This window comes from Bacillus cereus group sp. MYBK220-1 (genome assembly GCF_051916445.1).
Taxonomy (GTDB): Bacteria; Bacillota; Bacilli; order Bacillales; family Bacillaceae_G; genus Bacillus_A; species Bacillus_A cereus.
In genome coordinates this window covers 177579-201372 of sequence record NZ_JBQAGQ010000009.1, presented here as the reverse complement: position 1 = coordinate 201372, position 23794 = coordinate 177579, and the positions used below count along the sequence as shown (strand labels likewise).

Here is a 23794-nt window from a genome sequence, read left to right as displayed (position 1 = left end):
ATGATGGCAGAGAGGTCACACCCGTTCCCATACCGAACACGGAAGTTAAGCTCTCTAGCGCCGATGGTAGTTGGGACCTTGTCCCTGTGAGAGTAGGACGTTGCCAGGCAATATTATTCCGCAGTAGCTCAGCGGTAGAGCTATCGGCTGTTAACCGATCGGTCGTAGGTTCGATTCCTACCTGCGGAGCCATTGGAGAGCTGTCCGAGTTGGCCGAAGGAGCACGATTGGAAATCGTGTATACGTCACAAGCGTATCAAGGGTTCGAATCCCTTGCTCTCCGCCATAGGATTTATAATATTTGGCCCGTTGGTCAAGTGGTTAAGACACCGCCCTTTCACGGCGGTAACACGGGTTCGAATCCCGTACGGGTCACCACTTTGGAGGATTAGCTCAGCTGGGAGAGCACCTGCCTTACAAGCAGGGGGTCGGCGGTTCGATCCCGTCATCCTCCACCATATAAATTTTATATGAATAGTATTATCGCGGGGTGGAGCAGCACGGTAGCTCGTCGGGCTCATAACCCGAAGGTCGCAGGTTCAAATCCTGTCCCCGCAACCAAATGGTCCCGTGGTGTAGTGGTTAACATGCCTGCCTGTCACGCAGGAGATCGCCGGTTCGACCCCGGTCGGGACCGCCATTTTAATAAGGCTCGGTAGCTCAGTCGGTAGAGCAGAGGACTGAAAATCCTCGTGTCGGCGGTTCGATTCCGTCCCGAGCCACCATTTATTTTAATAAAATACGCCGGCTTAGCTCAATTGGTAGAGCAACTGACTTGTAATCAGTAGGTTGGGGGTTCAAGTCCTCTAGCCGGCACCATGTAAGTTTCGGAGGGGTAGCGAAGTGGCTAAACGCGGCGGACTGTAAATCCGCTCCTTCGGGTTCGGCAGTTCGAATCTGCCCCCCTCCACCATTTACATAGGGGCATAGTTTAAAGGTAGAACTGAGGTCTCCAAAACCTCCAGTGTGGGTTCGATTCCTACTGCCCCTGCCAAATATATTTACACAACATGGCGGTTGTGGCGAAGTGGTTAACGCACCGGATTGTGGCTCCGGCATTCGTGGGTTCGATTCCCATCAGTCGCCCCATTTTTATTTTAAAAATTACAAATAATCTAATGGATACTTACATATAATTAAGTAAGAATTCGATGGGCTATAGCCAAGCGGTAAGGCAACGGACTTTGACTCCGTCATGCGCTGGTTCGAATCCAGCTAGCCCAGCCATTTTTGCGGAAGTAGTTCAGTGGTAGAATACAACCTTGCCAAGGTTGGGGTCGCGGGTTCGAATCCCGTCTTCCGCTCCAATAAAATTTAATATGGCGGCATAGCCAAGTGGTAAGGCAGAGGTCTGCAAAACCTTTATCACCGGTTCAAATCCGGTTGCCGCCTTTTCTTTTGTGCCGATGTGGCGGAATTGGCAGACGCGCACGACTCAAAATCGTGTTCCTTCGGGAGTGTCGGTTCGACCCCGACCATCGGTATCATGAACGGCGTAATAAAAGACTCTACACCAAATGTGTAGAGTCTTTTTATGTTTTCATCACACTATAAAATAAGCAAAAATGGTGTGTTGGTGAAATGGTTATAAATGATTAAGGTAAACTTATTCATTTAGTACATGCGATACAGTTGGGGAAAACTACAAAACAATAAAGGGATAAATTTTTATCCCTTTATATAATTTCATTATTTTATAGAGAATTTCTCCAACCTGGTGACATGAAGTTAAATCCGACGCCACCAGTAGATATTAGTACATGATCAGCTGTTAATTTCGTAATTTCTAAGAACTTCTTTTCAAACTCTTCTCTGTTGTATTTGTACATAGTTGAGTGGCATGACCACATGTGCGTTGAAGTACTCAACCAGTCTCCTAATTCCTTTAATTCAGGAAACGACTCAAATCGAATTGGTTCATCTAATTTCATGAATCTCACTTGATAGATAGTTGGGTTTAATTTTTCTCCTATTCCTTTAAAAGCATGTGATTTTTTGTCTTTTGAATGTGTCATAATTCACCCTCCATCTTTTCTTCAAATTTTTTCCTATTTTTATTATACAACAATAGAAAACAATTATGGGAATAATATGGAAATCGGTATTAGCAATATAAAAAGACACTAACAGAAATGTTAGAGTCTTTTTGTTAAATTATACTATGTGCTTCTAAAATTCGTAATAAACGTAGGAATTCATGTATAATATAACTTGTCGAAAGAACAAAATGATAGTGATTTATATTATGTCTGTAATATGAATCAAAAATGAACTTTTTATATTTCTTTTAAAAATGTGTTGAACACACATTATATTTCATATTAATATTTTTATGTAGATTTAAAACGGGAAAGAGAGTGGAAAGTATGGGCCGTAAATGGAACAATATTAAAGACAAAAAAGCATCAAAAGATGCAAATACAAGCCGTATATACGCGAAATTTGGGCGTGAAATTTATGTGGCAGCAAAACAAGGCGAGCCAGATCCAGAATCAAACCAAGCACTAAGAGTTGTATTAGAGCGTGCGAAAACATACAATGTTCCAAGAACAATTATTGATCGTGCAGTTGAAAAAGCAAAAGGCGGTTCAGAAGAAAATTATGACGAGCTTCGTTATGAAGGATTCGGACCAAATGGAGCTATGGTTATTGTAGATACACTTACAAATAACGTAAACCGTACTGCAGCAGATGTACGAGCTGCATTTAGCAAAAACAGTGGTAATATGGGTGTGAACGGTTCTGTAGCTTACATGTTTGATGCGACAGCTGTTATCGGCCTTGAAGGTAAAACATCAGATGAAGTTCTTGAAATTTTAATGGAAGCAGATGTAGATGCACGTGACATTCTAGAAGAAGAAGATTCTGTTATCGTGTATGCTGAACCAGATCAATTTCATGCAGTACAATCTGCACTTAAAGGTGCTGGCGTTGAGGAGTTTACAGTTGCAGAATTAACAATGCTTGCACAAAGTGATGTAACACTTCCTGAAGATGCTCAAGCACAATTTGAGAAAATGGTTGATGCATTAGAAGATTTAGAAGATGTTCAACAAGTTTATCACAACGTAGACTTAGGAGAGTAATACGATAGATGACCCTTTTCGCTTAGCGGATAGGGTCTTTTTTATGAAGTTAATTAAGGTGATGAAGTATTAAAGGTATTTTGTTGTAGGTAGGGAATATGATTATAGGGATATATAAAATATTCATTATCTCTAGGAGGCTTAATATGGAACATAAGACACCAAAGCATATCGTTGCTGTAGCAGGTTATTTAACAAATGAAAAAAATGAAGTGTTATTAGCAAAAGTGCACTGGCGAGCTGATACGTGGGAGTTGCCAGGAGGACAGGTAGAAGAAGGCGAAGCGCTCGATCAAGCTGTCTGTAGGGAAATAAAAGAGGAAACAGGGTTAACGGTGAAGCCTATCGGAATTACAGGCGTTTATTATAATACTTCTATGCATATTCTAGCTGTTGTTTTTAAAGTAGCATATATAAGTGGTGAAATAAAAATTCAACCTGAAGAAATACAAGAGGCTAAATTTGTTGATTTAAATGAAGAGAACATAGATGAGTATATAACGCGTCCTCATATGAAATCCAGAACGCTTGATGCAATGAGAGCAACACATTTTATTCCGTATGAAACGTGGGAAGTACAGCCGTATAATTTAATAGGAAGATTGTAAAGAAAAGAGTAGCCGATTTGAGATACATTCGAATCACTACTCTTTTTTTGTATACTGTTTAAGAAAAAGGTCAAAATAATAATAGCACTAGTATTGATTTGAGGAACATTTGTTCTGTATAATAAATCTATATGTTATATACATTTAGATTACTAGATAGTCAAAAGTATATATATTTGTAGATGATATAATTAAAGTGTAAAGTGAAAATATAATAGTCTTAAGGGTTTCTCTATTATTGGTTATTCGTACTTTAACATAACCTATATTCAATATTTCAGATGAATAGTAGATAAAAAAATACTGTGATACAATACTTTTTTATCCCACTATTTGCTGGGCAGTAAGCCTGATTGATGAGGGCTCATTAAAGTTTCACTTTATACCTTACAATGATGTAAGGTACGTGTAAGAGAAATCGATGGGATATTTTTTTACAACAATGTATTCTTAAAGTAAGAGTTATATGCTGTGTGGAAAAGAGGTGTTCAAGATGAAAGAACGAGTATTATCTAGGGTGAACTATCATCAAAAAGTTGCATTAAATCCAATGACTAAACTTTTTTATAAAGCCATCATATTATTATTATTGTTAAGTTGTACGTTATTATTCATTGGAAATGTAATGATTGAGAAAAGTGATATTAGTAAATTACATGTACCGGCTAAGTTAGAGGTGCCAGAATCATTAACATATGCATTTATTGCGACAGAAGATAAAAGATTTTATCATCATAACGGTTTAGATTATATAGCAATTATTAGGGCATCTGTTGAGAATATAAAGGCTGGTGGTGTCGTGCAAGGAGGAAGTACAATTACACAGCAGCTATCTAAAAATGCCTTTTTAACGAATGAACGTACATTTTCTCGGAAGTGGAAAGAGATTTTTTATACGAAAAAAATTGAACGCACATTTACGAAGGATGAAATTTTAAAATTATATGTAAGTAATATTTATTATGGAGAAGGAGCATGGGGAATTGAAAAAGCAGCAAACCTTTACTTCGGTAAAAAGGTGAACCAATTAACGTTGGCTGAAAGTGCAATGATGGCTGCTGTAGTAAAAGCACCTGCTTATTACTCACCTGCACAAAATTATGATAAAGCAGTAGAGAGACGTAATGTCGTTTTGAGACTAATGGAGAAAGAAGGCTATATAAGCCATGATGAGTATGTTCAAGCAGTTAGTGAGAAATTGGTAATTCGTCATGATATAAAAATAGAGCAGTCGATGTTAAATAGCGCACGTAAAAAAGCAGTAAGTTAAGAGAAGTTCCTACAGAGGAGCTTCTTTTTTTGAATAAATTGTGACAAATTGTGACACAATATCGTCACAATTATTGTGTTTTTGTAATTTATGTGAGCGTGTTCATTGCGTGACGTATATAAGTGTTGATATTATGTGTATTGTGTACAATGCTGTATACAGAATATGAATTTAAAGAGGAATGTATATGAAATCAAATAAACTCATGGCTCTTGGTATAGTTTTTTCTATCGCAGTATTAATTGTAATTGGAACAATTGCGTATAGCATCATAAATGACAAAAAAGATAAAGGGAATGAGATGTTTGCTTATTCTACGCAACAATCTTTAGGGAAAGATGATGCTCCAGTTAAGGTAGTTGAATTTGGAGACTTTAAATGTCCTGCTTGTCGTACTTGGGATGTAACAGTATTACCTCGATTAAAAGAAGAGTATATTGATAAAGGCAAAGTGCAGTTATACTTTATTAACTTCCCATTTATTGGAAAAGACTCAGATTTAGGTGCAGCAGCTGGTGAAGCAATTTATAAACAAGATAAAGATTCATTCTGGATCTTCTATGATGAGATCTATCAAAATCAAAAGAAAGATACAGAAGAATGGATTACAGAAGATTTGCTTCTTAGCATTGTGAAAGAGAAACTGCCGAAAGTTAATGTAGAGCAATTTAAGAAAGATTTACACAGTAAAGACATTAAAGAAAAAGTAAGTAAAGATTCAGATCGTGCTCAAAAATTAAAAGTTCAAGGTGCTCCTTCTGTATATGTAAACGGAAATCTTGCAAATCCTGATTTTGATAGTATGAAGAAGGCAATTGATAAAGAATTGAAAAAGTGATGAGGTCTCTCATCACTTTTTCGACTTTTTTCGATAAAATTCTTGCCTCTACTTTTTTTACATGCTATACTACTTTACATAAGTTATTCTAATATCTTATATGTAATTCATATTTGCGGGTGTAGTTTAGTGGTAAAACAAGAGCCTTCCAAGCTCTGGTCGAGAGTTCGATTCTCTTCACCCGCTCCAAATTTTATTAAATGTTTTTCTATAAATTGTGATCAACGCAGTGTTTCGTTTCCGAGATAAACGAGGCATTGCGTTTTTTAATGTTTGAAAAATATAATTACATGCGAAAATAGAAGTAAATAATAGTATTCCAAACGTGAATTACTAACCAATAGAGTGGTTACATAAGGGGTGGATTCATCTGAGGAGGCGATTAAGAGTGGATTTTGAACAATTAAAGCAAGATGTAATTGCGTATAGTAAAACAATTGGCATAGATAAAATAGGCTTTGCGAGCGCTTCTCCTTTTGAGGAATTAAAGCAGCGCTTAATCCAGCAACAACAATTAAATTATCAATCTGGATTTGAAGAGCCTGATATAGAGAAGAGAACGAATCCGCAACTGTTATTACCGGGTGCTAAATCAATTATTGCGATTGCTTTAGCATATCCTTCAAAATTAAAAAATGCACCATTAAGTAAGCGTGGAGAACGCCGTGGGATTTTTTGTCGTGCTTCTTGGGGACAAGATTATCATCTTGTTTTACGAGATCGTTTGCAAAAATTAGAGGCATATTTAATTGAAAAACTTCCCGATATAGAAGTGAAGTCCATGGTTGATACAGGTGAATTAAGTGATCGAGCTGTATCAGAGCGTGCTGGTATTGGATGGAGCGGTAAAAACTGCTCTATTATTACACCTGAATTTGGTTCGTACGTATACTTAGGGGAAATGATTACAAATGTTCCATTCCCGCCAGATAAGCCGATAGAAGATCAATGCGGGGGCTGTACGAAATGTATCGATATTTGTCCTACCGGTGCTTTAATACAGGGGGGACAGTTAGATTCGAAGAAGTGCATTGCGTTTTTAACACAAACGAAAGGATTCCTACCTGAAGAATATCGCGATAAAATAGGAAATCGCATATATGGATGTGATACGTGTCAGACTGTTTGTCCGAAAAACAAAGGAATGGATTTTCATAATCATCCTGAGATGGAGCCGGATCCTGAGCTAGTTAAACCATTATTAACGCCACTTTTAACAATTAGTAATCGTGATTTTAAAGAGAAATATGGGATTATGTCAGGGTCATGGAGAGGGAAAAAGCCACTGCAAAGAAATGCGATTTTAGCATTAGCACATTTTAAAGAAGCATCGGCAATTCCTGATTTAATTGGTGTTATGAAAGATGACCCAAGACCGGTACTACGCGGAACGGCAGCATGGGCACTTGGGAAAATTGGCGGAGATGGAGTAGGCGAAGCGATTGAGAAAGCGATGGAACGTGAGAAAGATGAAGAAGTGCTTCATGAAATGAATCGCGGGCTTGAATTGTTAGCACAGAAAAAAGAGTAGATAATATTTCCCTTTTTCATATTGTAATATGGGAGGGAGACAGAATGGTTGTAAAAACGAAGATTGAAAACCAAGTACAACAATTTTTAGCATATATAACGGAGAAAAGAACGAATGTGGATGGTATTGCTGAGGATTTATTACAAATGGCACTGAGAAAGAAACAATTGTTTCAAAGGCGTAGTGCACATATAGTGAAAGCAACTGCGGATGTTTCTTTCATTAGACAATTAAATAGTAATGACCATCAAGAAATTGATTATCAAATACATTTTAAATATTTAATTAAGCATAAAGAATTATTTTATATTGAAGAGGAACAATTAAAACGAAGAGTTTGTTTAAATAATAGTCGAATTATAGGCGATTCTGCTATTGAAGTGTCAGAAGAAATTAGAATGGGTGAGACATTAGAAAGGGATATTACGAAAGAGAAGTACGGTTCTTATCAGTATAATCGTTTAGAGGCAGTGAAATATGCAGAGCGTTGGTGGGATGACCGGAATCCTATGTATCGTAATTTCCCTGATAATTGTACGAATTTCATTTCTCAATGTCTTCATACTGGAGAAGTACCTATGAACGGGTATCCTAATATTCGTAAAGGATGGTGGCAAAGGGAGAATCAGTGGAGTTGGAGCTGGGCTGTTGCACATTCTTTTTATTGGTATTTGTCAGGTGCTACAACAGGACTTCGAGCAGAGGCGGTAGAGAGGCCAGAAGAACTTATTCTTGGAGATGTCATTGCTTATGATTTCGAGGATGACGGAAGATGGAATCATACGACGATTGTGGTAGCAAAAGATGCAGATGGTATGCCGCTTGTAAATGCACATTCAGCGAATAGCCGTCGACGTTATTGGAACTATGAAGACTCTAGTAAATATACACCACAAATGAAATATAAATTCTTTCATATTATTAATGGGTAGAGATTTTTCGCTCAAGTGGTATAATACGTAGTAGACAAAAAACAGAGGTGAATATCGCGTGGGAGTACATGTTGTTTTATATCAGCCAGAAATTCCAGCAAATACAGGGAATATTGCTCGTACTTGTGCAGCAACTGGAACAGAATTACATTTGATTAGACCGCTTGGATTTTCAACGGATGATAAAATGTTAAAGCGTGCAGGATTAGATTATTGGCAGCACGTAAAAATTACGTATTATGATTCAATTGAAGAATTTTATGAAAAAAATAAAGACGGTGAATTCTTCTATTTAACAAAGTATGGCGAGAAAGCTCATACAGCGTTTGACTATAGCAAGCGTGAGAAGGATTACTATTTTGTATTTGGAAGAGAAACAAACGGCTTACCAGCTAATGTAATCGAAGAAAACTTTGATCATTGTTTACGTATTCCAATGACAGATAAAGTACGTTCATTAAATTTATCTAATACAGCAGCAATTTTAATTTATGAAGCGTTCCGTCAACAAAATTACCCTGGATTAGATTTAGAAATCGTTTATTAAAAGTCGCCATATGGCGACTTTTTTTTATAAAATAAAAATAATATATAATCATACATTTAAAAGAGAGGACATAATCATATAGAATGGGATATATGATTAAAAATAGATAAGACGGGTTGAGATAAATATGAAGGAAGAATATAGTAATCAAAATACCTTTTTAAGTATGATAGATATGGATTTAATTAGACAAGGATTATTACATGCTATTCAAGATTTAGTATTCATATTGAAAGTTATTGATAATGAAACGTTTCAATATATGTATGTGAATAAAATAGGAATGGATTATGCTAGGTTAAGCGAAGAGTGCTATGGAAAAACTTTTGCAGAAGTATTACCAAAAGATATAGCGGGGATATTGCAAAGGCAATATGCAAAAGTAGTGAGAGAAGCGAAAGCACACACCTTTTGTGATGTAGTCAATTTACCAAAAGGTGAGATACATTATGAATCTTCACTTAATCCTGTCTGCGACGAAGAAGGAATATGTCAATTTGTTATTTGTATTACAAGAGATATTACAGCTCAAATTGAGGAGAAGACAAAGATAGAGGAAAAACAAATGTTATTTAAGTCGTTACTGGAATATAATAATGACTCAATTATATCTATAGATTCTATAGGGAGAGTTACATATGCAAATCCGGCAACGTATGAAATATTTGGATACCGGTATGAGGAATTAAATAATAAATTTATTTTTGAATTCATTAATAAAGAATATGAAAAAGATTTTCAAATTATATTTAAGGGATCGATGCAAGGAAAAGCAAAACAAATTGTTTCAAAGAAATATGTTCATAAAGAAGGGTACGAGCTATATATTTCTTTGAGAACTATCCCGATTATTGTGAACGGTGAAATTGTTGGGATTTATATTGTTACGAGAGATGTTACAAGGCAAGTATTAAACGAAATGCGAACAGAATATTTAGCTTACTATGACCAGTTAACGGGATTAATGAATAGAATTTCATGTACAAATAAGTTAAATACTTTTTTAAATGAGAGTGTAAATTTTGCACTTGTATTTATAGATTTAGATGAGTTTCATCGTATTAATGATACATTTGGTCATAAAGAGGGAGATAAAGTATTACAAAAAGTTACAGAATGTTTAAGCAATCTAAAAATAGAAGATATGCACTTATTTAGAGAACACGATGATCAATTTGTTATGTTGATAGAAAATATAACGAAAGAATATGTAGAGGAAGTTGCAAAAAGCATACTGAAAAATATTAGTGAATATTTTGTAATCGAAGAAGAAGATGTATATTTAAGTGCATCAATTGGAATTGTAATGGCTCCAGCAGATGGAGAAGATGAAAAAATACTATTTCAGAGGGTCGATGCTGCTTTAGAAAAAGCAAAAGAAAAAGGAAAAGGACATTATCATTTTTATTGTAGTGGATTAGACTGTGAGCGTGAACAAAGGTTTATAATAGAAAACCAGTTACATCGTGCTATAGAAAAAAATGAATTTTTCTTATATTATCAGCCACAAATTAATATTGAAACGAAAAAAATAGCTAGTATGGAAGCTTTAATAAGGTGGGAGAATAAGGAATTAGGATTTGTTTCTCCAAACAAATTTATTCCATTGGCAGAAAGAACAGGATTTATTATTAAGCTCGATGAATGGGTAGTAAATCAAGTGTGTCAGCAACTGCGCGAATGGTTAAATAAAGGATATGAAGTGGTCCCAATTGCGGTTAATATTTCAGCTAGACACTTTCGTTCTATTACATTAATAGAGATGATTACACGGGCTTTAAATAAGTACAATGTATCAGCTCATTTATTAGCGATAGAGGTTACAGAAGGAGCTCTTATACATAAAGATATATCAAAGAGAGTGTTACTACAATTAAAAGAACAAAATTTAAAGATTCATTTAGATGATTTTGGAACAGGCTATTCATCTTTAAGTTATTTAAAAACATATCCAATTGATACTTTAAAAATTGATCGTTCTTTTATGGAAGGTATACATATAGATGAACGTGATACGAATATTACAGCTGCAATTATTCATTTAGCTCATACTTTAGAATTGAATATAATTGCAGAAGGAGTAGAAAAAAAGGAGCAAATACAGTTTTTGAAAGAAAAGAATGTGAAGCTTGTACAAGGTTATTATTATAGCCGACCACTATCCAAATATGATATGGAAAATATGTATTATAAATAAAAAAATGATGTGCTAAAAGCACATCATTTTTTATGTGTACCTGGTTTGTCATTGTAACCGGATGTAAAAATAGCTGTAAGAAATGTGAGTGATACACCTAAAATTAATAATAATTTCATACTAATATCCTCCTTACTTTTTTCGGTTCATGAGTTTTATTTATTATCCAAAATGTATGTAAGGTTCTTAGAAGAAAAGAATTTATTTATAATGAATAGCAGTGTAAAAACGTTAATACCTATATTATACAGAATTTTCTTTGAATTTTGGAGAGAATTTTAGCGTGCTATTATATATTTCGTTTTGATTTAAAGAATGTTTAAGGACATCCTAGCATACCTTTTATAATAATCCGATTGAACAAGGAGATGGGGGAGGAGCTATAATGGATATTCTAAAAAAGATTGAACAGCATCGAGCAGCAGAAGAACGTTTACAATGGGAAGGTACGTTTGCGGAGTATTTGGAGCTTGTGAAAGAAAGACCATGGGTGGCTCAAACAGCACACTCTCGCATTTACAATATGATAAAAGACGCTGGAATTGAAGAAGTTGATGGTAGAAGAAAGTATAACTTCTTTAGTAATCAGCTCTTTGGATTAGAGGATGCTCTAGAACGTCTTGTAGAGGAATATTTTCATCCATCTGCAAAACGATTAGATGTTAGAAAAAGAATTTTATTATTAATGGGTCCTGTTAGTGGAGGGAAATCAACGTTAGTTACGATGTTGAAACGAGGATTAGAAACATATTCACGAACAGATCGTGGAGCAATTTTTGCAATTAAAGGATGCCCAATGCATGAGGATCCACTGCATTTAATTCCACATCATTTACGAGATGATTTCTTTGATGAGTATGGAGTTAGAATTGAAGGGAATTTATCACCACTAAATGTTATGCGTCTGGAGCAAGAATACGGATCAAGAATTGAGGATGTAGTTGTAGAGCGTATTTTCTTCTCTGAAGATCGCCGTACAGGGATTGGTACATTTAGCCCGTCTGATCCAAAATCACAGGATATTGCAGATTTAACAGGTAGTCTAGACTTTTCTACGATTGCAGAATATGGTTCAGAATCAGATCCGCGTGCGTATCGATTTGATGGAGAATTAAATAAGGCGAACCGAGGAATGATGGAATTCCAAGAGATGTTAAAATGCGATGAGAAGTTTTTATGGCACTTATTATCGCTTACGCAAGAAGGGAATTTCAAAGCGGGAAGATTTGCGCTTATTTCAGCAGATGAATTAATTGTAGCGCATACGAATGAAACAGAGTATCGCTCATTTATAGCAAATAAGAAAAATGAAGCATTGCACTCAAGAATTATTGTAATGCCAGTTCCTTATAATTTACGAGTAAGTGAAGAAGAACATATTTATGAAAAAATGATTCGTGAAAGTGATGTGTCGAATGTTCACATTGCACCACATACACTTCGCGTTGCAGCAATGTTCACTATTTTAACTCGTTTAAAAGATCCGAAGCGTCCGGATATTGATTTAATTAAAAAGATGCGTTTGTATGATGGAGAAACGGTAGAAGGTTATAATGCGATTGATGTAGAAGAATTACAACGCGAATATCAAGATGAAGGTATGAAGGGTATTGATCCTCGTTATGTCATTAACCGAATTTCGTCTACAATCATTCGAAAAGAGGTACCATCTATTAACGCGTTAGATGTACTTAGATCTTTAAAAGATGGGCTGGATCAGCATCCATCTATTAGTAATGAAGACCGTGAACGTTATATGAATTTCATCTCATTAGCGAGAAAAGAATACGATGAAATCGCGAAGAAAGAAGTACAAAAAGCGTTTGTTTATTCATATGAAGAATCAGCTAAGACGCTTATGGATAATTACTTAGATAACGTCGAGGCGTACTGCAATAAATCGAAATTACGTGATCCGTTAACAGGGGAAGAAATGAGTCCAGATGAAAAATTAATGCGCTCAATTGAAGAGCAAATTGGAATTTCAGAAAATGCTAAGAAAGCATTCCGTGAAGAGATTTTAATTCGCATTTCTGCTTATGCCCGTAAAGGAAAACGCTTTGATTATAATTCACATGAACGTCTTCGTGAAGCGATTCAGAAAAAACTATTTGCTGATTTAAAAGATATAGTGAAAATTACAACATCAACGAAAACACCGGACGAAAATCAGCTTAAGAAAATTAATGATGTTGTTGCGCGTTTAATTGATGAGCATGGCTATAATTCTTCTTCAGCAAATGAATTACTACGCTATGTAGGTAGCTTGTTAAACCGATAGTTTGATAACAAAACGCTGTCTCTTGTATTTTGCGGGACAGCGTTTTATTATCCGTTCATATGTGTGTAAAGTGTCATACCTTGTCCAAATGTAATAAATTAAGATGCAATTTCATGAATTTATTGTCAATTATTTTTACAATATGCATATGATAGAGTAACCAACCATTCATACGAAAAAAGCCAACACAATACAATATGTTGCAAAGTAAAAATGTGTGCAACAATGCATTGTGTTTCTTTCTTATCAGTGGCTGAATATTTCTTTCTATTATGTGAGTGGCAAAATTTTGTTTAGGATGCTCGGGGTATTGTATGAAAAACGTTATAAATGTTTATGGGATGATTTTCTATGGGCAGTTACCTTTCAAATATTCTAGCTTGCATATTACAGAACAAAATTTGTAGCTTGCTGTTCATAAAGGAAGACAATTACAGTAAGGAGGGAAAGGAATGGGCGAAGAAAATCAACCAAATTATACGATTTCACAGGAAAACTGGTCCCTCCATCGCAAAGGATATGACGACCAACAGCGCCATCAAGAAAAAGTACAAGAGGCAATTAAGAATAATTTACCCGATCTTGTAACAGAAGAAAGTATAGTTATGTCTAATGGCAAGGATGTTGTAAAAATACCAATTCGTTCTCTAGATGAATATAAGATTAGATACAATTATGATAAAAATAAACATGTTGGGCAAGGAAACGGTGACAGCAAAGTTGGTGATGTCGTTGCGAGAGATGGATCAGGTGGTCAAAAACAAAAAGGGCCAGGAAAAGGGCAAGGAGCAGGAGATGCAGCTGGGGAAGATTACTATGAAGCTGAAGTCTCTATTTTAGAATTAGAGCAAGCGTTTTTCAGAGAGTTAGAACTGCCTAATTTAAAGAGAAAAGAAATGGATGAAAACCGGATTGAACATGTTGAATTTAATGACATTAGAAAAACAGGATTATGGGGAAATATCGATAAGAAACGAACAATGATATCCGCATATAAACGAAATGCGATGGGTGGTAAAGCATCTTTTCATCCAATTCATCAAGAAGACTTAAAGTTCCGCACTTGGAATGAAGTATTAAAGCCAGATTCAAAAGCTGTTGTATTAGCGATGATGGATACGAGTGGATCGATGGGAATATGGGAGAAATATATGGCACGTAGCTTCTTTTTCTGGATGACAAGATTTTTACGCACAAAGTATGAAACAGTTGATATTGAATTTATTGCTCATCATACAGAAGCGAAAGTCGTTACAGAAGAAGAATTTTTCTCAAAAGGAGAAAGTGGCGGAACAATATGTTCCTCCGTATATAAAAAAGCATTAGAACTTATCGATAATAAATATTCACCAGACCGCTATAATATTTATCCATTCCATTTTTCAGATGGTGATAATTTAACATCAGATAATGCTAGATGTGTAAAGCTTGTTGAAGAGCTAATGAAGAAGTGTAATATGTTTGGGTATGGGGAAGTGAACCAGTACAACCGCCATAGTACACTTATGTCAGCCTATAAAAATATTAAAGATGATAATTTCAGATATTATATTTTAAAGCAAAAAGCAGACGTATTTCATGCGATGAAAAGCTTTTTTAGAGAAGAATCAGGTGAGAAAATGGCATAACCTCTTTTAAAGAGGTTCTTTTTTTGTAAACTTTTTATTTTTTCAGTTGACAATGATAATGAAAATCATTATCATTTATTCAAGAAATGATTACATTTCGAATTATATATTTCGGAGGAGATGTAAAGTTGAAACAAAATAAAAGAAAACGTATAAATGCAATGATTATAGCGGCGGCGTTATCACTTCCGTTTGCTGTGTATTCAACACCTGCTTTAGCGGCAGTAGCAATTGAGGCGAATAAAACTGGACAAGGTTTAGAAGATGGTACATATGACGCTGTTATTAAAGCGTATAAAGATAAAACGAATGAAGAGTCTATGGCAGCTGTTTATATAAAGGATCCGAAATTAACAATTGAGAATGGAAAGAAAATTGTAACAGCAACGTTAAGTGATAGTGATTTCTTTCAATACTTGAAGACAGAGGATATTCACACTCCAGGTGTGTTTCATGATGTGAAAGTAATATCAGAAGACAAAAAGAAAAATGGAACGAAAGTGATTCAGTTTGAAGTAGGGGAATTAGGAAAAAGGTATAATATGCGAATGCATATTTATATTTCAACAATGGCCTATGACAATAAGTACCAAGTACAGTTTGAAGTAAATACATTGAATTTAGATAAGGATGTTCCAGAAGCACAAAAGGAAAATAAAGAGGATAAAGTGGATCAACAAGATGCGAATGTAATAGTAGATAAGCAATTACAAAGGCATATTAATAAATATAACTTGAATAGAGAGAATCTATATACTCCAATAACTAAGGAAGATTTATTAAAAGTTAAATCCTTAATAGTCGTTGAAGCTAAAAGTAAAGGAATAAAAGACGTAAGTGGTCTAGAATATATGACGAACTTAGAAAACTTAACGTTGGAAGAAGTTAAGTTAAAAAATATAAAATTTATCTCGGACTTGAGACAATTGAAATCATTAAGTATAACCTATGGTGAACTTGAAGATATTGGGCCTTTGGCTAAGTTAGAGCATATTGAGTTTTTAACTTTGAGAAACAATAAAATCTCAGATTTAGGCCCATTAAGCCAAATGAAGAAGATTAAAATGCTAGATTTAAATAGTAATTATATAAAAGATATTAAACCATTATTTACAGTGAAGTCTTTAAGGACTTTGACTGTAGCAAATAATCAAATTAGTAATGCAGGTCTTGAAGGAGTTCACCAATTAAAGAATTTAAAGACATTTGAAATAAGCAATAATGGATTGAGTAATGTTGAACATATTAATGGGATGAATAAATTAATTGAATTAGGGCTTTCCAAAAATGAATTAGTAGATCTTACGCCATTATCAAAATTGTCAGGGTTACAGAAATTAAATCTAGAAGAAAACTATATTTCAGATATAACGCCACTTAGTCAATTAACAGGTTTATATGATTTAAAACTAGGTTCAAATGAAATTCGTGATGTTAGACCAGTTCAAGAATTAGGAAGAAGAATGTATATCGATATTCAAAGACAAAAAATTTTTTTAGATGATGTAGAAAAAGATAAGGAAGTTAAAATACCTATTTATAATTTACAAGGAGAGGCACTTGATACTATTCAATTGAAGAGTGAAGATGGGGTCGTTAATAATGGTTCTGTTAAATGGGGGACTACCGGTGAAAAAACATATGAATTTATGTTGGATATAAATCCAGAAGAGAATCGTATTAAGTTTAATGGAACAGTAATTCAAAATGTTGTTGAAAGATTAGACGAAATCAAGGAAACAATAAAAGAGAATAATGAACAAAAGGAAAATGTAATTCTCGATAAAACTTTCCAACAATATATTAATAAAGAGAATTTAGGTAGAGAGAATGTAAACGCTCCTATCACAAAAGAAGATTTATTACAGATTAAAAAACTAGAGATACTTAAAGAAAAAGGAAATGAGATAAAAAATATAACAGGTTTAGAGTACATGACGAACTTAGAAAACCTCACTTTAGAAGGAGTAGGCCTGAAAAATATTGAGTTCATCTCAAACTTGAAACAATTGAATAATGTGAATGTATCTCATAATCAAATTGAAGATATAACACCACTATCTTCATTGGAAAATTTACAGTGGTTAAATCTTGCGGACAATCATATTAAAGATGTAACGGTTATTGGTTCCATGCTAAACTTATTTAGCTTAAATCTAGCTGGGAATGAGATTCGTGATGTAAGGCCGTTAATACAATTAGGTCAGTGGTTTACAATTGATGTTGGAAGACAAAATATCATTTTAAATGATGCAAAAATAAACGAAGAAATTCAAGTTCCTGTATATGATTTAGAAGGAGAAAGTATTGAAAATATTCAATTGGCAAGTGAGGGAGGGACGTTTAATAACGGAGTAATAAAATGGAATACCCTAGGTGAAAAGGTGTATAAATTTGATTTAGATTCTGATGAAATTAGCATCAGGTTTAACGGAACAGTTATACAGAATATAGTGGAAAAAGAAGAAGTTGAAGAAACAAAAGAAGAAGTGAAAGAACCGGTAAAAGAAGTTGAAAGTACAAAAGAAGAAGTGAAAGAACCGATAAAAGAAGTTGAAGAAATAAAAGAAGAAGTGAAGGAACCGGTAAAAGAAGTTGAAGAAACAAAAGAAGAAGTGAAAGAACCGATAAAAGAAGTTGAAGAAACAAAAGAAGAAGTGAAAGAACCGGTAAAAGAAGTTGAAGGTATAAAAGAAGAAGTGAAAGAGCCGGTAAAAGAAGTTGAAGGTATAAAAGAAGAAGTGAAAGAGCCGGTAAAAGAAGTTGAAGGTATAAAAGAAGAAGTAAAAGAGCCGGTAAAAGAAGTTGAAGAAGCGAAAGAACCAAAGAAAGAAGTAAGAGAATCAGCAACAGGATTGGATCAAGAGCCAAAAGGGAATAATCAAGTTGTTGAAAACGAGGGAAGAAAAGCAGACACTTTAAATAAACAACATACTAATAAGCCAGAGGGAGCTAGGGGATTTTTACCATCAACAGGCGGTGAAGCTAGCACATTGACTTTACTTTCTGGCATAACACTTGTTCTTTCCGCACTAAGTATGTTCGTATTTAGAAAGAGATTATTTAAGAAATAAATAACGTTTAATCTTATTATTATATATAATTAATTTTTGCTTTTTTGAGAAGGCATTATCATGGCGGTTTTATTAGAAACATGCATATGATGGTGTCTTTTGTATAAGAGATAGAATAAAACCCCATTCGTATGAAAATTATATTTCATACGAATGGGGTTTATTTAATTTACTTTCCCGCCTTTATTAATAAGGAATTCAGGATTAATTTATTGGCCGAATACTTTATTTAAAAGAGGTGCTAATCGTTACATAACCTTTTTTATTTTTTTCGGGATTTCTTTCGTTTGCGAATTAACATCTTCTTTTTTTAGCTCTTTAAAAAGAGAAGTGACCATAAGAACGACTACAATAGAAAATGGTAGCGCAGCAATTATAGCTGCGATTTGTAGTGCATTTAATCCTCCAGCTTGTAATAAAATAGCGGCAATTATCGCGATTGTTAATCCCCATATAAGTTTTAAACTATTTTTCGGTGATAAGCTTCCGTTACTCGTTTGCATTGAAACAACAAATGTTGCTGAATCGGCAGAAGTAACGAAAAATGTGGCTACTAAAATTAACCCGATAATCGTTAAAAATGTAGAGAATGGTAGATGTGAAATAACAGCAAATAATCCAATCTCTGTACCATTTTTTGCAATTTCATCAGCTATTCCAAGCGATTGGAACATTTCCATATGAATTGCGGTACCACCAAATACTGCAAACCAAAATGTACAGATAAGAGTTGGGACTAATACAACTCCAAAAATAAATTCTTTTATTGTGCGTCCTTTAGAAATACGTGCGATAAATGTGCCGACGAATGGAGACCAAGAGATCCACCATCCCCAATAGAAAATAGTCCAGTTTTCAATCCAAGAAGAAGATTCTTCACTAAATGCTCCTAAATTTAATCCCATACTAGGTAAAGCGCCGATATAAGAACCGAGTGTAGATGTGAAATATTTCATAATAAATACAGTTGGTCCTAAAAGTAAGAAAGAGATGAGTAAAATACCTGCAAGAGAGAAATTCAAGTTACTCAAATATTTAATCCCACGATCTAAGCCAGTTTGTGCACTTGTTAAATATAAAACAGCGAAGATAGCTATAAGTACGAGCTGAGTAAGTAAAGTGTTATGAATAGAAGGGAATAAATAGCTTAATCCTCCAGCAATTTGTTGAGCACCAATCCCAACAGATGGTACAATGCCAAATACTGTGGCTAAAACAGCTAAAATATCGACTGTTTTTCCGATACGAGAATTTTTCGATCGATTAAATAATGGAGTAACTGTAGCCCCGATAGTGCTACCTTTTTGTTTGCGGAATGTGAAATATGCAATTGTTAAAGCGACCATTGCGTATAGTGACCATGGAAAGAGACCCCAGTGGAAAAATGAATATTGCATAGCGAGTTTGGCACTTTCCTCTGTCCCCGCTTTTCCTGTTAATGGATCTGTAAAATGTGAAATCGGTTCAGCGATTCCATAAAAGAGGAGTCCAATTCCCATTCCTGCCCCAAACAACATGGATAGCCAAGATGGATAATTATATTTTGGCTTTTCTCCATCTTTACCAAGACGAATAGAACCGTACTTGGAAAATGCTAAATAAGCAGCCAAAATAATCATTGTAGTCATAAGTAGAGAGTAAAACCATCCAAATTTATTGAGGATAAATGAGTTTAAAGAAGATGTAACACTTTGTAAATCGTAGCCTTGTATCCAACTTGCTGGGGTAATTCCCCATATAATGAATAATGTTGTTAGCAAGAAGGAGATATAAAATACACTGTTTTCTTTTTTTATCATAGAATCCCACCCTTATTTAATAAAGTTAACAATTATAATAATCATAACAATTAAGTTTTTAATTGTCAAAAAATTCCCTTTTTATAATGTGAAAGGATGCAATTTGTTTTAGGGAGGTAAAGAGCAATGCGTTCACGATATGTACAAATTATAGGAAGAAATAATATGAAATATTGCATTTTATATTGTTACATCCAGATTTTATGTTAAATTCTTGAATGGAATATTAAAATAGGGGGCAAGGATATGAACAAGAAATCAAAGATCAATAAAGTGATGCTTAGCATTAGTACAATGGCTTTATCGTTAGGCGCACTTCAAACTCATGCAGCAGCGGAAGAAAAAGTACCGTATAACGTGTTAAAAACGAAACCGGTTGGAATTGAAAAGTCGGTAGATGAAGTTGGACATATTTCAAAAGTTGATGAAACTTTATCATTTCAAGAACGTTTAAAAGTAGGAGATTTTTCACAGCGACCAGCATCTATTACGAAGAAAACTGCAGTAAAGCAGGTTAAAGAAAGCTATTCAATGGCTGATTTAAACAAAATGAATGACCAAGAATTAGTTGAAACGTTAGGCAGTATTAAATGGCACCAAATTACAGACTTATTCCAGTTTAATGAAGATGCAAAGGCTTTTTATAAAGATAAAGGAAAAATGCAAGTCATTATAGATGAATTAGCTCATAGAGGTAGTACATTTACGAAAGATGATTCAAAAGGAATTCAAACGTTTACTGAAGTGCTGCGTTCAGCTTTTTATCTTGCATTTTATAATAGTGAATTAAGCGACTTAAATGAAAGAAGCTTCCAGGATAAATGTTTACCTGCTTTAAAAGCAATCGCAAAAAATCCAAACTTTAAGCTTGGTACAGTTGAACAAGATACAGTCGTATCTGCGTACGGTAAATTAATTAGTAATGCTTCAAGCGATGTTGAAACGGTTCAATATGCATCGAATATTTTAAAGCAATACAATGATAATTATACTACTTATGTAAATGATCGAATGAAGGGACAAGCAATATACGATATTATGCAAGGTATTGACTATGATATGCAGTCGTACTTAACTGAGGCTCGTAAAGAAGCGAATGAAACGATGTGGTATGGAAAAGTAGATGGGTTTATTAATGAAATAAATCGTATTGCTCTTCTAAATGAAGTAACGCCAGAAAATAAATGGCTCGTTAATAATGGCATTTATTTTGCTAGCCGTTTAGGGAAGTTTCATAGCAATCCAAATAAAGGATTAGAGGTTGTTACACAAGCAATGCATATGTACCCGCGCTTAAGTGAACCGTATTTTGTTGCGGTAGAACAAATTACAACAAATTATAATGGTAAAGATTATAGCGGGAATACAGTAGATTTAGAGAAAATACGTAAAGAAGGAAAAGAGCAATACCTACCAAAAACGTATACATTCGACGATGGATCAATTGTGTTCAAAACAGGAGATAAAGTATCAGAAGAAAAAATTAAGAGACTATATTGGGCTGCGAAGGAAGTAAAGGCACAGTATCACCGTGTAATTGGAAATGACAAAGCGTTAGAGCCAGGAAATGCGGATGATGTATTAACGATCGTAATTTATAATAGTCCAGATGAATATCAGTTAAATAGACAATTGTATGGATATGAAACAAACAACGGTGGAATTTATATTGAAGAGACAGGTACATTCTTTACATATGAGCGTACACCAGAGCAAAGTATTTATAGTTTAGAAGAGTTATTCCGTCATGAATTTACTCATTATCTGCAAGGGAGATATGAAGTTCCTGGTTTATTTGGAAGAGGAGATATGTATCAAAATGAAAGGCTAACTTGGTTCCAAGAAGGAAATGCAGAGTTTTTCGCAGGATCTACTCGTACGAATAACGTTGTACCAAGAAAGAGTATAATTAGCGGATTATCATCTGATCCTGCAAGCCGTTATACAGCAGAGCGTACACTATTTGCTAAATACGGTTCTTGGGATTTCTATAATTACTCGTTCGCATTGCAGTCTTACTTATATACGCATCAGTTTGAAACATTTGATAAAATTCAAGATTTGATTCGTGCGAATGACGTGAAAAATTATGATGCATATCGTGAAAATCTAAGTAAAGATCCTAAGTTAAATAAAGAGTATCAAGAGTATATGCAGCAGTTAATTGATAATCAAGATAAATATAATGTACCGGAAGTAGCAGATGATTATTTAGCTGAACATGCACCGAAATCGTTAACTGAAGTGAAAAAAGAAATTAGTGATACGTTGCCTATGAAAGATACAAAAATGACAAAACATAATTCTCAATTCTTTAATACATTTACATTAGAAGGTACGTATACAGGTAGTGTCACAAAAGGTGAATCAGAAGATTGGAAAGCAATGAGTAAAAGAGTAAATGAATCTTTAGAACAATTGGCGCAAAAAGAATGGAGTGGCTACAAAACTGTTACAGCATACTTCGTCAATTATCGTGTGAATAGCTCAAATGAATTTGAATATGATGTAGTCTTCCATGGAATCGCAAAAGATGATGGAGAAAATAAAGCTCCAACGGTTAATATAAATGGCCCTTATAGCGGTCTTGTAAAAGAGGGAATTCAATTTAAAAGTGATGGCTCAAACGATGAAGATGGAAAAATTGTTTCTTATTTATGGGAATTTGGAGATGGAAGCACAAGTGTAGAAGTGAATCCAGTACATGTATATGAAAGAGAAGGTTCTTATAAAGTATCGTTAAGAGTAAAAGATGATAAAGGCAAAGAGAGTAGAAGCGAAACAACTGTTACGATTAAAGATGGAAGTTTAACAGAATCAGAACCAAATAATCGTCCAGAGGAAGCAAATCGTATCGGGCTAAATAGTACGATAAAAGGTAATCTTATTGGCGGGGACCACACTGATGTTTATACATTTAATGTAGCATCAGCGAAAGATATCGACATTTCTGTTTTAAATGAGTATGGAATTGGGATGACATGGGTACTTCACCATGAATCAGATATGCAAAATTATGCAGCTTACGGTCAAGCCAATGGGAATCATATAGAAGCGAAATTTAATGCAAAACCAGGCAAGTATTACTTGTATGTATATAAATATGATAATGGCGATGGAACGTACTCATTATCAGTAAAGTGAAACTTTAATCATTCATCCTCCAATGATTATTACCCCACACCAATCGGGGGAAAATAAGTGCTTTTCCAATGTATGTTTAACTTTACTTTTTGTGGAAAATAGTATATTATATAGATATATAATATATCGGTTATTTTCTAGGAGGAGCCTGTCACAATAGGTTTCTCCTGTTCTTTTTTAGGGGCCTGTTTTACAGGCTTTTCTTTAAAGGGTAAATAACTGAAAATTAAGAACTATAATCTTTGAAAGAGGTGGGGCATACACATAACAAAAAAGGGATTGTTTAAGAAAGGGGGATAAGAAATGGTCTTGTTTGGTTATCCACTTGAAACAATTTATTTATATGGATTTATTATTGCTACTATACTCACTGTTATTTATATCTTCTTTGGAGATATATTTGAATCGATATTTAGTTTTGGGGGCGGATCTGTATCCGTTGTTACTTTATTACTTAGTTTCTTCGCCATGTTATGTGGGCTTAGTTATATAGGAGAGTACTTATTTTCCTTTAATAGTATTACTATTTTCGGGGCTGCATTTGCTATATCTTTTATCGGTGTTTTCATCATGAAAATACTAATTTTAAAACCGATTGCAGAAGCAGAACAAAATACCGTACAACGTATGGATGAATTTATCGGTTGCAAAGGAGAAGTCATTACGACAATTCCTACAGAAGGATTTGGTGAAGTATTAATTTTATCCCAATTTGGAAGTAATGCAATCCCAGCTAAAACTGTTGGAAAAAAAGATATTTCGCAAGGAACAGAGGTTATTATCGAGGGAGTCCAAGATGGTGTTTTACTTGTACAAAACATCGCTTATTCTTTAAAAAAACCAAAATTATAAGGGGGAA

At 34.4% G+C, this 23794-nt stretch carries 15 protein-coding genes, 16 tRNA genes and 1 rRNA gene; 30 read left to right on the top strand and 2 right to left on the bottom strand.

Going from position 1 to position 23794, the window contains the following annotated elements; genetic code table 11:
- The 16 genes from rrf to ACTFRU_RS25895 all read left to right on the top strand — a co-directional run.
- A 5S ribosomal RNA gene (gene rrf, locus ACTFRU_RS25970) occupies positions 1–109 on the top strand; the annotation flags it as partial.
- Positions 110–117: 8 nt separating this feature from the next.
- Positions 118–192, top strand: a tRNA-Asn gene (locus ACTFRU_RS25965).
- A 2-nt stretch (positions 193–194) separates the two neighbouring features.
- Positions 195–286: transfer RNA gene (locus ACTFRU_RS25960), tRNA-Ser, on the top strand.
- Positions 287–303: 17 nt separating this feature from the next.
- Positions 304–378: transfer RNA gene (locus ACTFRU_RS25955), tRNA-Glu, on the top strand.
- 4 nt (positions 379–382) lie between these two features.
- Positions 383–458, top strand: a tRNA-Val gene (locus tag ACTFRU_RS25950).
- Between the two features lie 26 nt (positions 459–484).
- Positions 485–561, top strand: a tRNA-Met gene (locus ACTFRU_RS25945).
- 3 nt (positions 562–564) lie between these two features.
- Positions 565–640, top strand: a tRNA-Asp gene (locus ACTFRU_RS25940).
- Positions 641–649: 9 nt separating this feature from the next.
- A tRNA-Phe gene (locus ACTFRU_RS25935) sits at positions 650–725 on the top strand.
- An 18-nt stretch (positions 726–743) separates the two neighbouring features.
- Positions 744–819 (top strand) — tRNA-Thr (locus tag ACTFRU_RS25930).
- A 10-nt stretch (positions 820–829) separates the two neighbouring features.
- Positions 830–913: transfer RNA gene (locus ACTFRU_RS25925), tRNA-Tyr, on the top strand.
- Between the two features lie 7 nt (positions 914–920).
- A tRNA-Trp gene (locus tag ACTFRU_RS25920) sits at positions 921–994 on the top strand.
- Positions 995–1013: 19 nt separating this feature from the next.
- Positions 1014–1089 (top strand) — tRNA-His (locus tag ACTFRU_RS25915).
- Between the two features lie 63 nt (positions 1090–1152).
- Positions 1153–1227: transfer RNA gene (locus ACTFRU_RS25910), tRNA-Gln, on the top strand.
- 5 nt (positions 1228–1232) lie between these two features.
- Positions 1233–1307, top strand: a tRNA-Gly gene (locus tag ACTFRU_RS25905).
- 14 nt (positions 1308–1321) lie between these two features.
- Positions 1322–1392: transfer RNA gene (locus ACTFRU_RS25900), tRNA-Cys, on the top strand.
- A gap of 10 nt (positions 1393–1402) precedes the next feature.
- A tRNA-Leu gene (locus tag ACTFRU_RS25895) sits at positions 1403–1484 on the top strand.
- Between the two features lie 210 nt (positions 1485–1694).
- Here ACTFRU_RS25895 and ACTFRU_RS25890 read toward each other — a convergent pair.
- The gene (locus ACTFRU_RS25890) at positions 1695–2015 is read right to left on the bottom strand and encodes a DUF3884 family protein (protein WP_000149743.1); all 321 of its coding nucleotides are present in this window, start codon (positions 2013–2015) and stop codon (positions 1695–1697) included.
- Between the two features lie 351 nt (positions 2016–2366).
- On the opposite strand from ACTFRU_RS25890, the gene ACTFRU_RS25885 reads away from it, so the two are divergent.
- From ACTFRU_RS25885 to ACTFRU_RS25830, 12 genes are all read left to right on the top strand, one after another.
- On the top strand, positions 2367–3086 hold the full coding sequence (locus ACTFRU_RS25885; protein ID WP_000532952.1) for a YebC/PmpR family DNA-binding transcriptional regulator: 720 nt from the start codon (positions 2367–2369) through the stop codon (positions 3084–3086).
- 146 nt (positions 3087–3232) lie between these two features.
- Positions 3233–3694 (top strand): NUDIX hydrolase, encoded by a 462-nt coding sequence (locus tag ACTFRU_RS25880; protein ID WP_006915722.1) that lies wholly within the window; start codon positions 3233–3235, stop codon positions 3692–3694.
- Between the two features lie 493 nt (positions 3695–4187).
- Positions 4188–4964 carry a transglycosylase domain-containing protein gene (locus tag ACTFRU_RS25875; RefSeq protein WP_006915721.1) on the top strand — a complete coding sequence of 259 codons (777 nt, stop codon included), beginning with the start codon at positions 4188–4190 and terminating at the stop codon, positions 4962–4964.
- Positions 4965–5151: 187 nt separating this feature from the next.
- Positions 5152–5802 (top strand): DsbA family protein, encoded by a 651-nt coding sequence (locus tag ACTFRU_RS25870; protein ID WP_000841309.1) that lies wholly within the window; start codon positions 5152–5154, stop codon positions 5800–5802.
- A gap of 115 nt (positions 5803–5917) precedes the next feature.
- Positions 5918–5991 (top strand) — tRNA-Gly (locus ACTFRU_RS25865).
- Positions 5992–6190: 199 nt separating this feature from the next.
- The gene (queG, locus tag ACTFRU_RS25860) at positions 6191–7333 is read left to right on the top strand and encodes a tRNA epoxyqueuosine(34) reductase QueG (RefSeq protein WP_000345215.1); all 1143 of its coding nucleotides are present in this window, start codon (positions 6191–6193) and stop codon (positions 7331–7333) included.
- 44 nt (positions 7334–7377) lie between these two features.
- Positions 7378–8265 carry an amidase domain-containing protein gene (locus tag ACTFRU_RS25855; RefSeq protein WP_000260591.1) on the top strand — a complete coding sequence of 296 codons (888 nt, stop codon included), beginning with the start codon at positions 7378–7380 and terminating at the stop codon, positions 8263–8265.
- A gap of 58 nt (positions 8266–8323) precedes the next feature.
- On the top strand, positions 8324–8812 hold the full coding sequence (trmL, locus tag ACTFRU_RS25850; protein ID WP_000538147.1) for a tRNA (uridine(34)/cytosine(34)/5-carboxymethylaminomethyluridine(34)-2'-O)-methyltransferase TrmL: 489 nt from the start codon (positions 8324–8326) through the stop codon (positions 8810–8812).
- Positions 8813–8939: 127 nt separating this feature from the next.
- A complete protein-coding gene (locus ACTFRU_RS25845; protein ID WP_326304451.1) occupies positions 8940–11009 on the top strand; it encodes an EAL domain-containing protein in 2070 nt (689 codons plus the stop codon).
- A 385-nt stretch (positions 11010–11394) separates the two neighbouring features.
- On the top strand, positions 11395–13290 hold the full coding sequence (locus tag ACTFRU_RS25840) for a PrkA family serine protein kinase (protein WP_000353273.1): 1896 nt from the start codon (positions 11395–11397) through the stop codon (positions 13288–13290).
- Positions 13291–13742: 452 nt separating this feature from the next.
- Positions 13743–14918 carry a sporulation protein YhbH gene (yhbH, locus tag ACTFRU_RS25835; protein WP_006925084.1) on the top strand — a complete coding sequence of 392 codons (1176 nt, stop codon included), beginning with the start codon at positions 13743–13745 and terminating at the stop codon, positions 14916–14918.
- 128 nt (positions 14919–15046) lie between these two features.
- Positions 15047–17992 carry a leucine-rich repeat domain-containing protein gene (locus ACTFRU_RS25830; protein WP_440037957.1) on the top strand — a complete coding sequence of 982 codons (2946 nt, stop codon included), beginning with the start codon at positions 15047–15049 and terminating at the stop codon, positions 17990–17992.
- Between the two features lie 248 nt (positions 17993–18240).
- On the opposite strand, the gene opuD is transcribed toward ACTFRU_RS25830, so the two are convergent.
- Positions 18241–19791 carry a glycine betaine transporter OpuD gene (gene opuD / locus ACTFRU_RS25825; protein WP_290102119.1) on the bottom strand — a complete coding sequence of 517 codons (1551 nt, stop codon included), beginning with the start codon at positions 19789–19791 and terminating at the stop codon, positions 18241–18243.
- A gap of 246 nt (positions 19792–20037) precedes the next feature.
- Here opuD and colA point away from each other — a divergent pair, with 246 nt between their 5' ends.
- Positions 20038–22935: a collagenase ColA gene (gene colA / locus ACTFRU_RS25820; protein ID WP_061113507.1), complete on the top strand. Its 2898-nt coding sequence runs from the start codon at positions 20038–20040 to the stop codon at positions 22933–22935.
- A gap of 303 nt (positions 22936–23238) precedes the next feature.
- Positions 23239–23787, top strand: coding sequence for an NfeD family protein (locus tag ACTFRU_RS25815; protein WP_000242445.1), 549 nt, complete (start codon positions 23239–23241; stop codon positions 23785–23787).
- Positions 23788–23794 lie beyond the last annotated feature (7 nt).

Coding starts and splice junctions, on each gene's coding strand:
- ACTFRU_RS25890 (WP_000149743.1), bottom strand. CDS start 2,015: ATGACACATTCAAAAGACAAAAAATCACATGCTTTTAAAGGAATAGGA.
- ACTFRU_RS25885 (WP_000532952.1), top strand. CDS start 2,367: ATGGGCCGTAAATGGAACAATATTAAAGACAAAAAAGCATCAAAAGAT.
- ACTFRU_RS25880 (WP_006915722.1), top strand. CDS start 3,233: ATGGAACATAAGACACCAAAGCATATCGTTGCTGTAGCAGGTTATTTA.
- ACTFRU_RS25875 (WP_006915721.1), top strand. CDS start 4,188: ATGAAAGAACGAGTATTATCTAGGGTGAACTATCATCAAAAAGTTGCA.
- ACTFRU_RS25870 (WP_000841309.1), top strand. CDS start 5,152: ATGAAATCAAATAAACTCATGGCTCTTGGTATAGTTTTTTCTATCGCA.
- ACTFRU_RS25855 (WP_000260591.1), top strand. CDS start 7,378: ATGGTTGTAAAAACGAAGATTGAAAACCAAGTACAACAATTTTTAGCA.
- ACTFRU_RS25845 (WP_326304451.1), top strand. CDS start 8,940: ATGAAGGAAGAATATAGTAATCAAAATACCTTTTTAAGTATGATAGAT.
- ACTFRU_RS25840 (WP_000353273.1), top strand. CDS start 11,395: ATGGATATTCTAAAAAAGATTGAACAGCATCGAGCAGCAGAAGAACGT.
- yhbH (WP_006925084.1), top strand. CDS start 13,743: ATGGGCGAAGAAAATCAACCAAATTATACGATTTCACAGGAAAACTGG.
- opuD (WP_290102119.1), bottom strand. CDS start 19,791: ATGATAAAAAAAGAAAACAGTGTATTTTATATCTCCTTCTTGCTAACA.
- colA (WP_061113507.1), top strand. CDS start 20,038: ATGAACAAGAAATCAAAGATCAATAAAGTGATGCTTAGCATTAGTACA.
- ACTFRU_RS25815 (WP_000242445.1), top strand. CDS start 23,239: ATGGTCTTGTTTGGTTATCCACTTGAAACAATTTATTTATATGGATTT.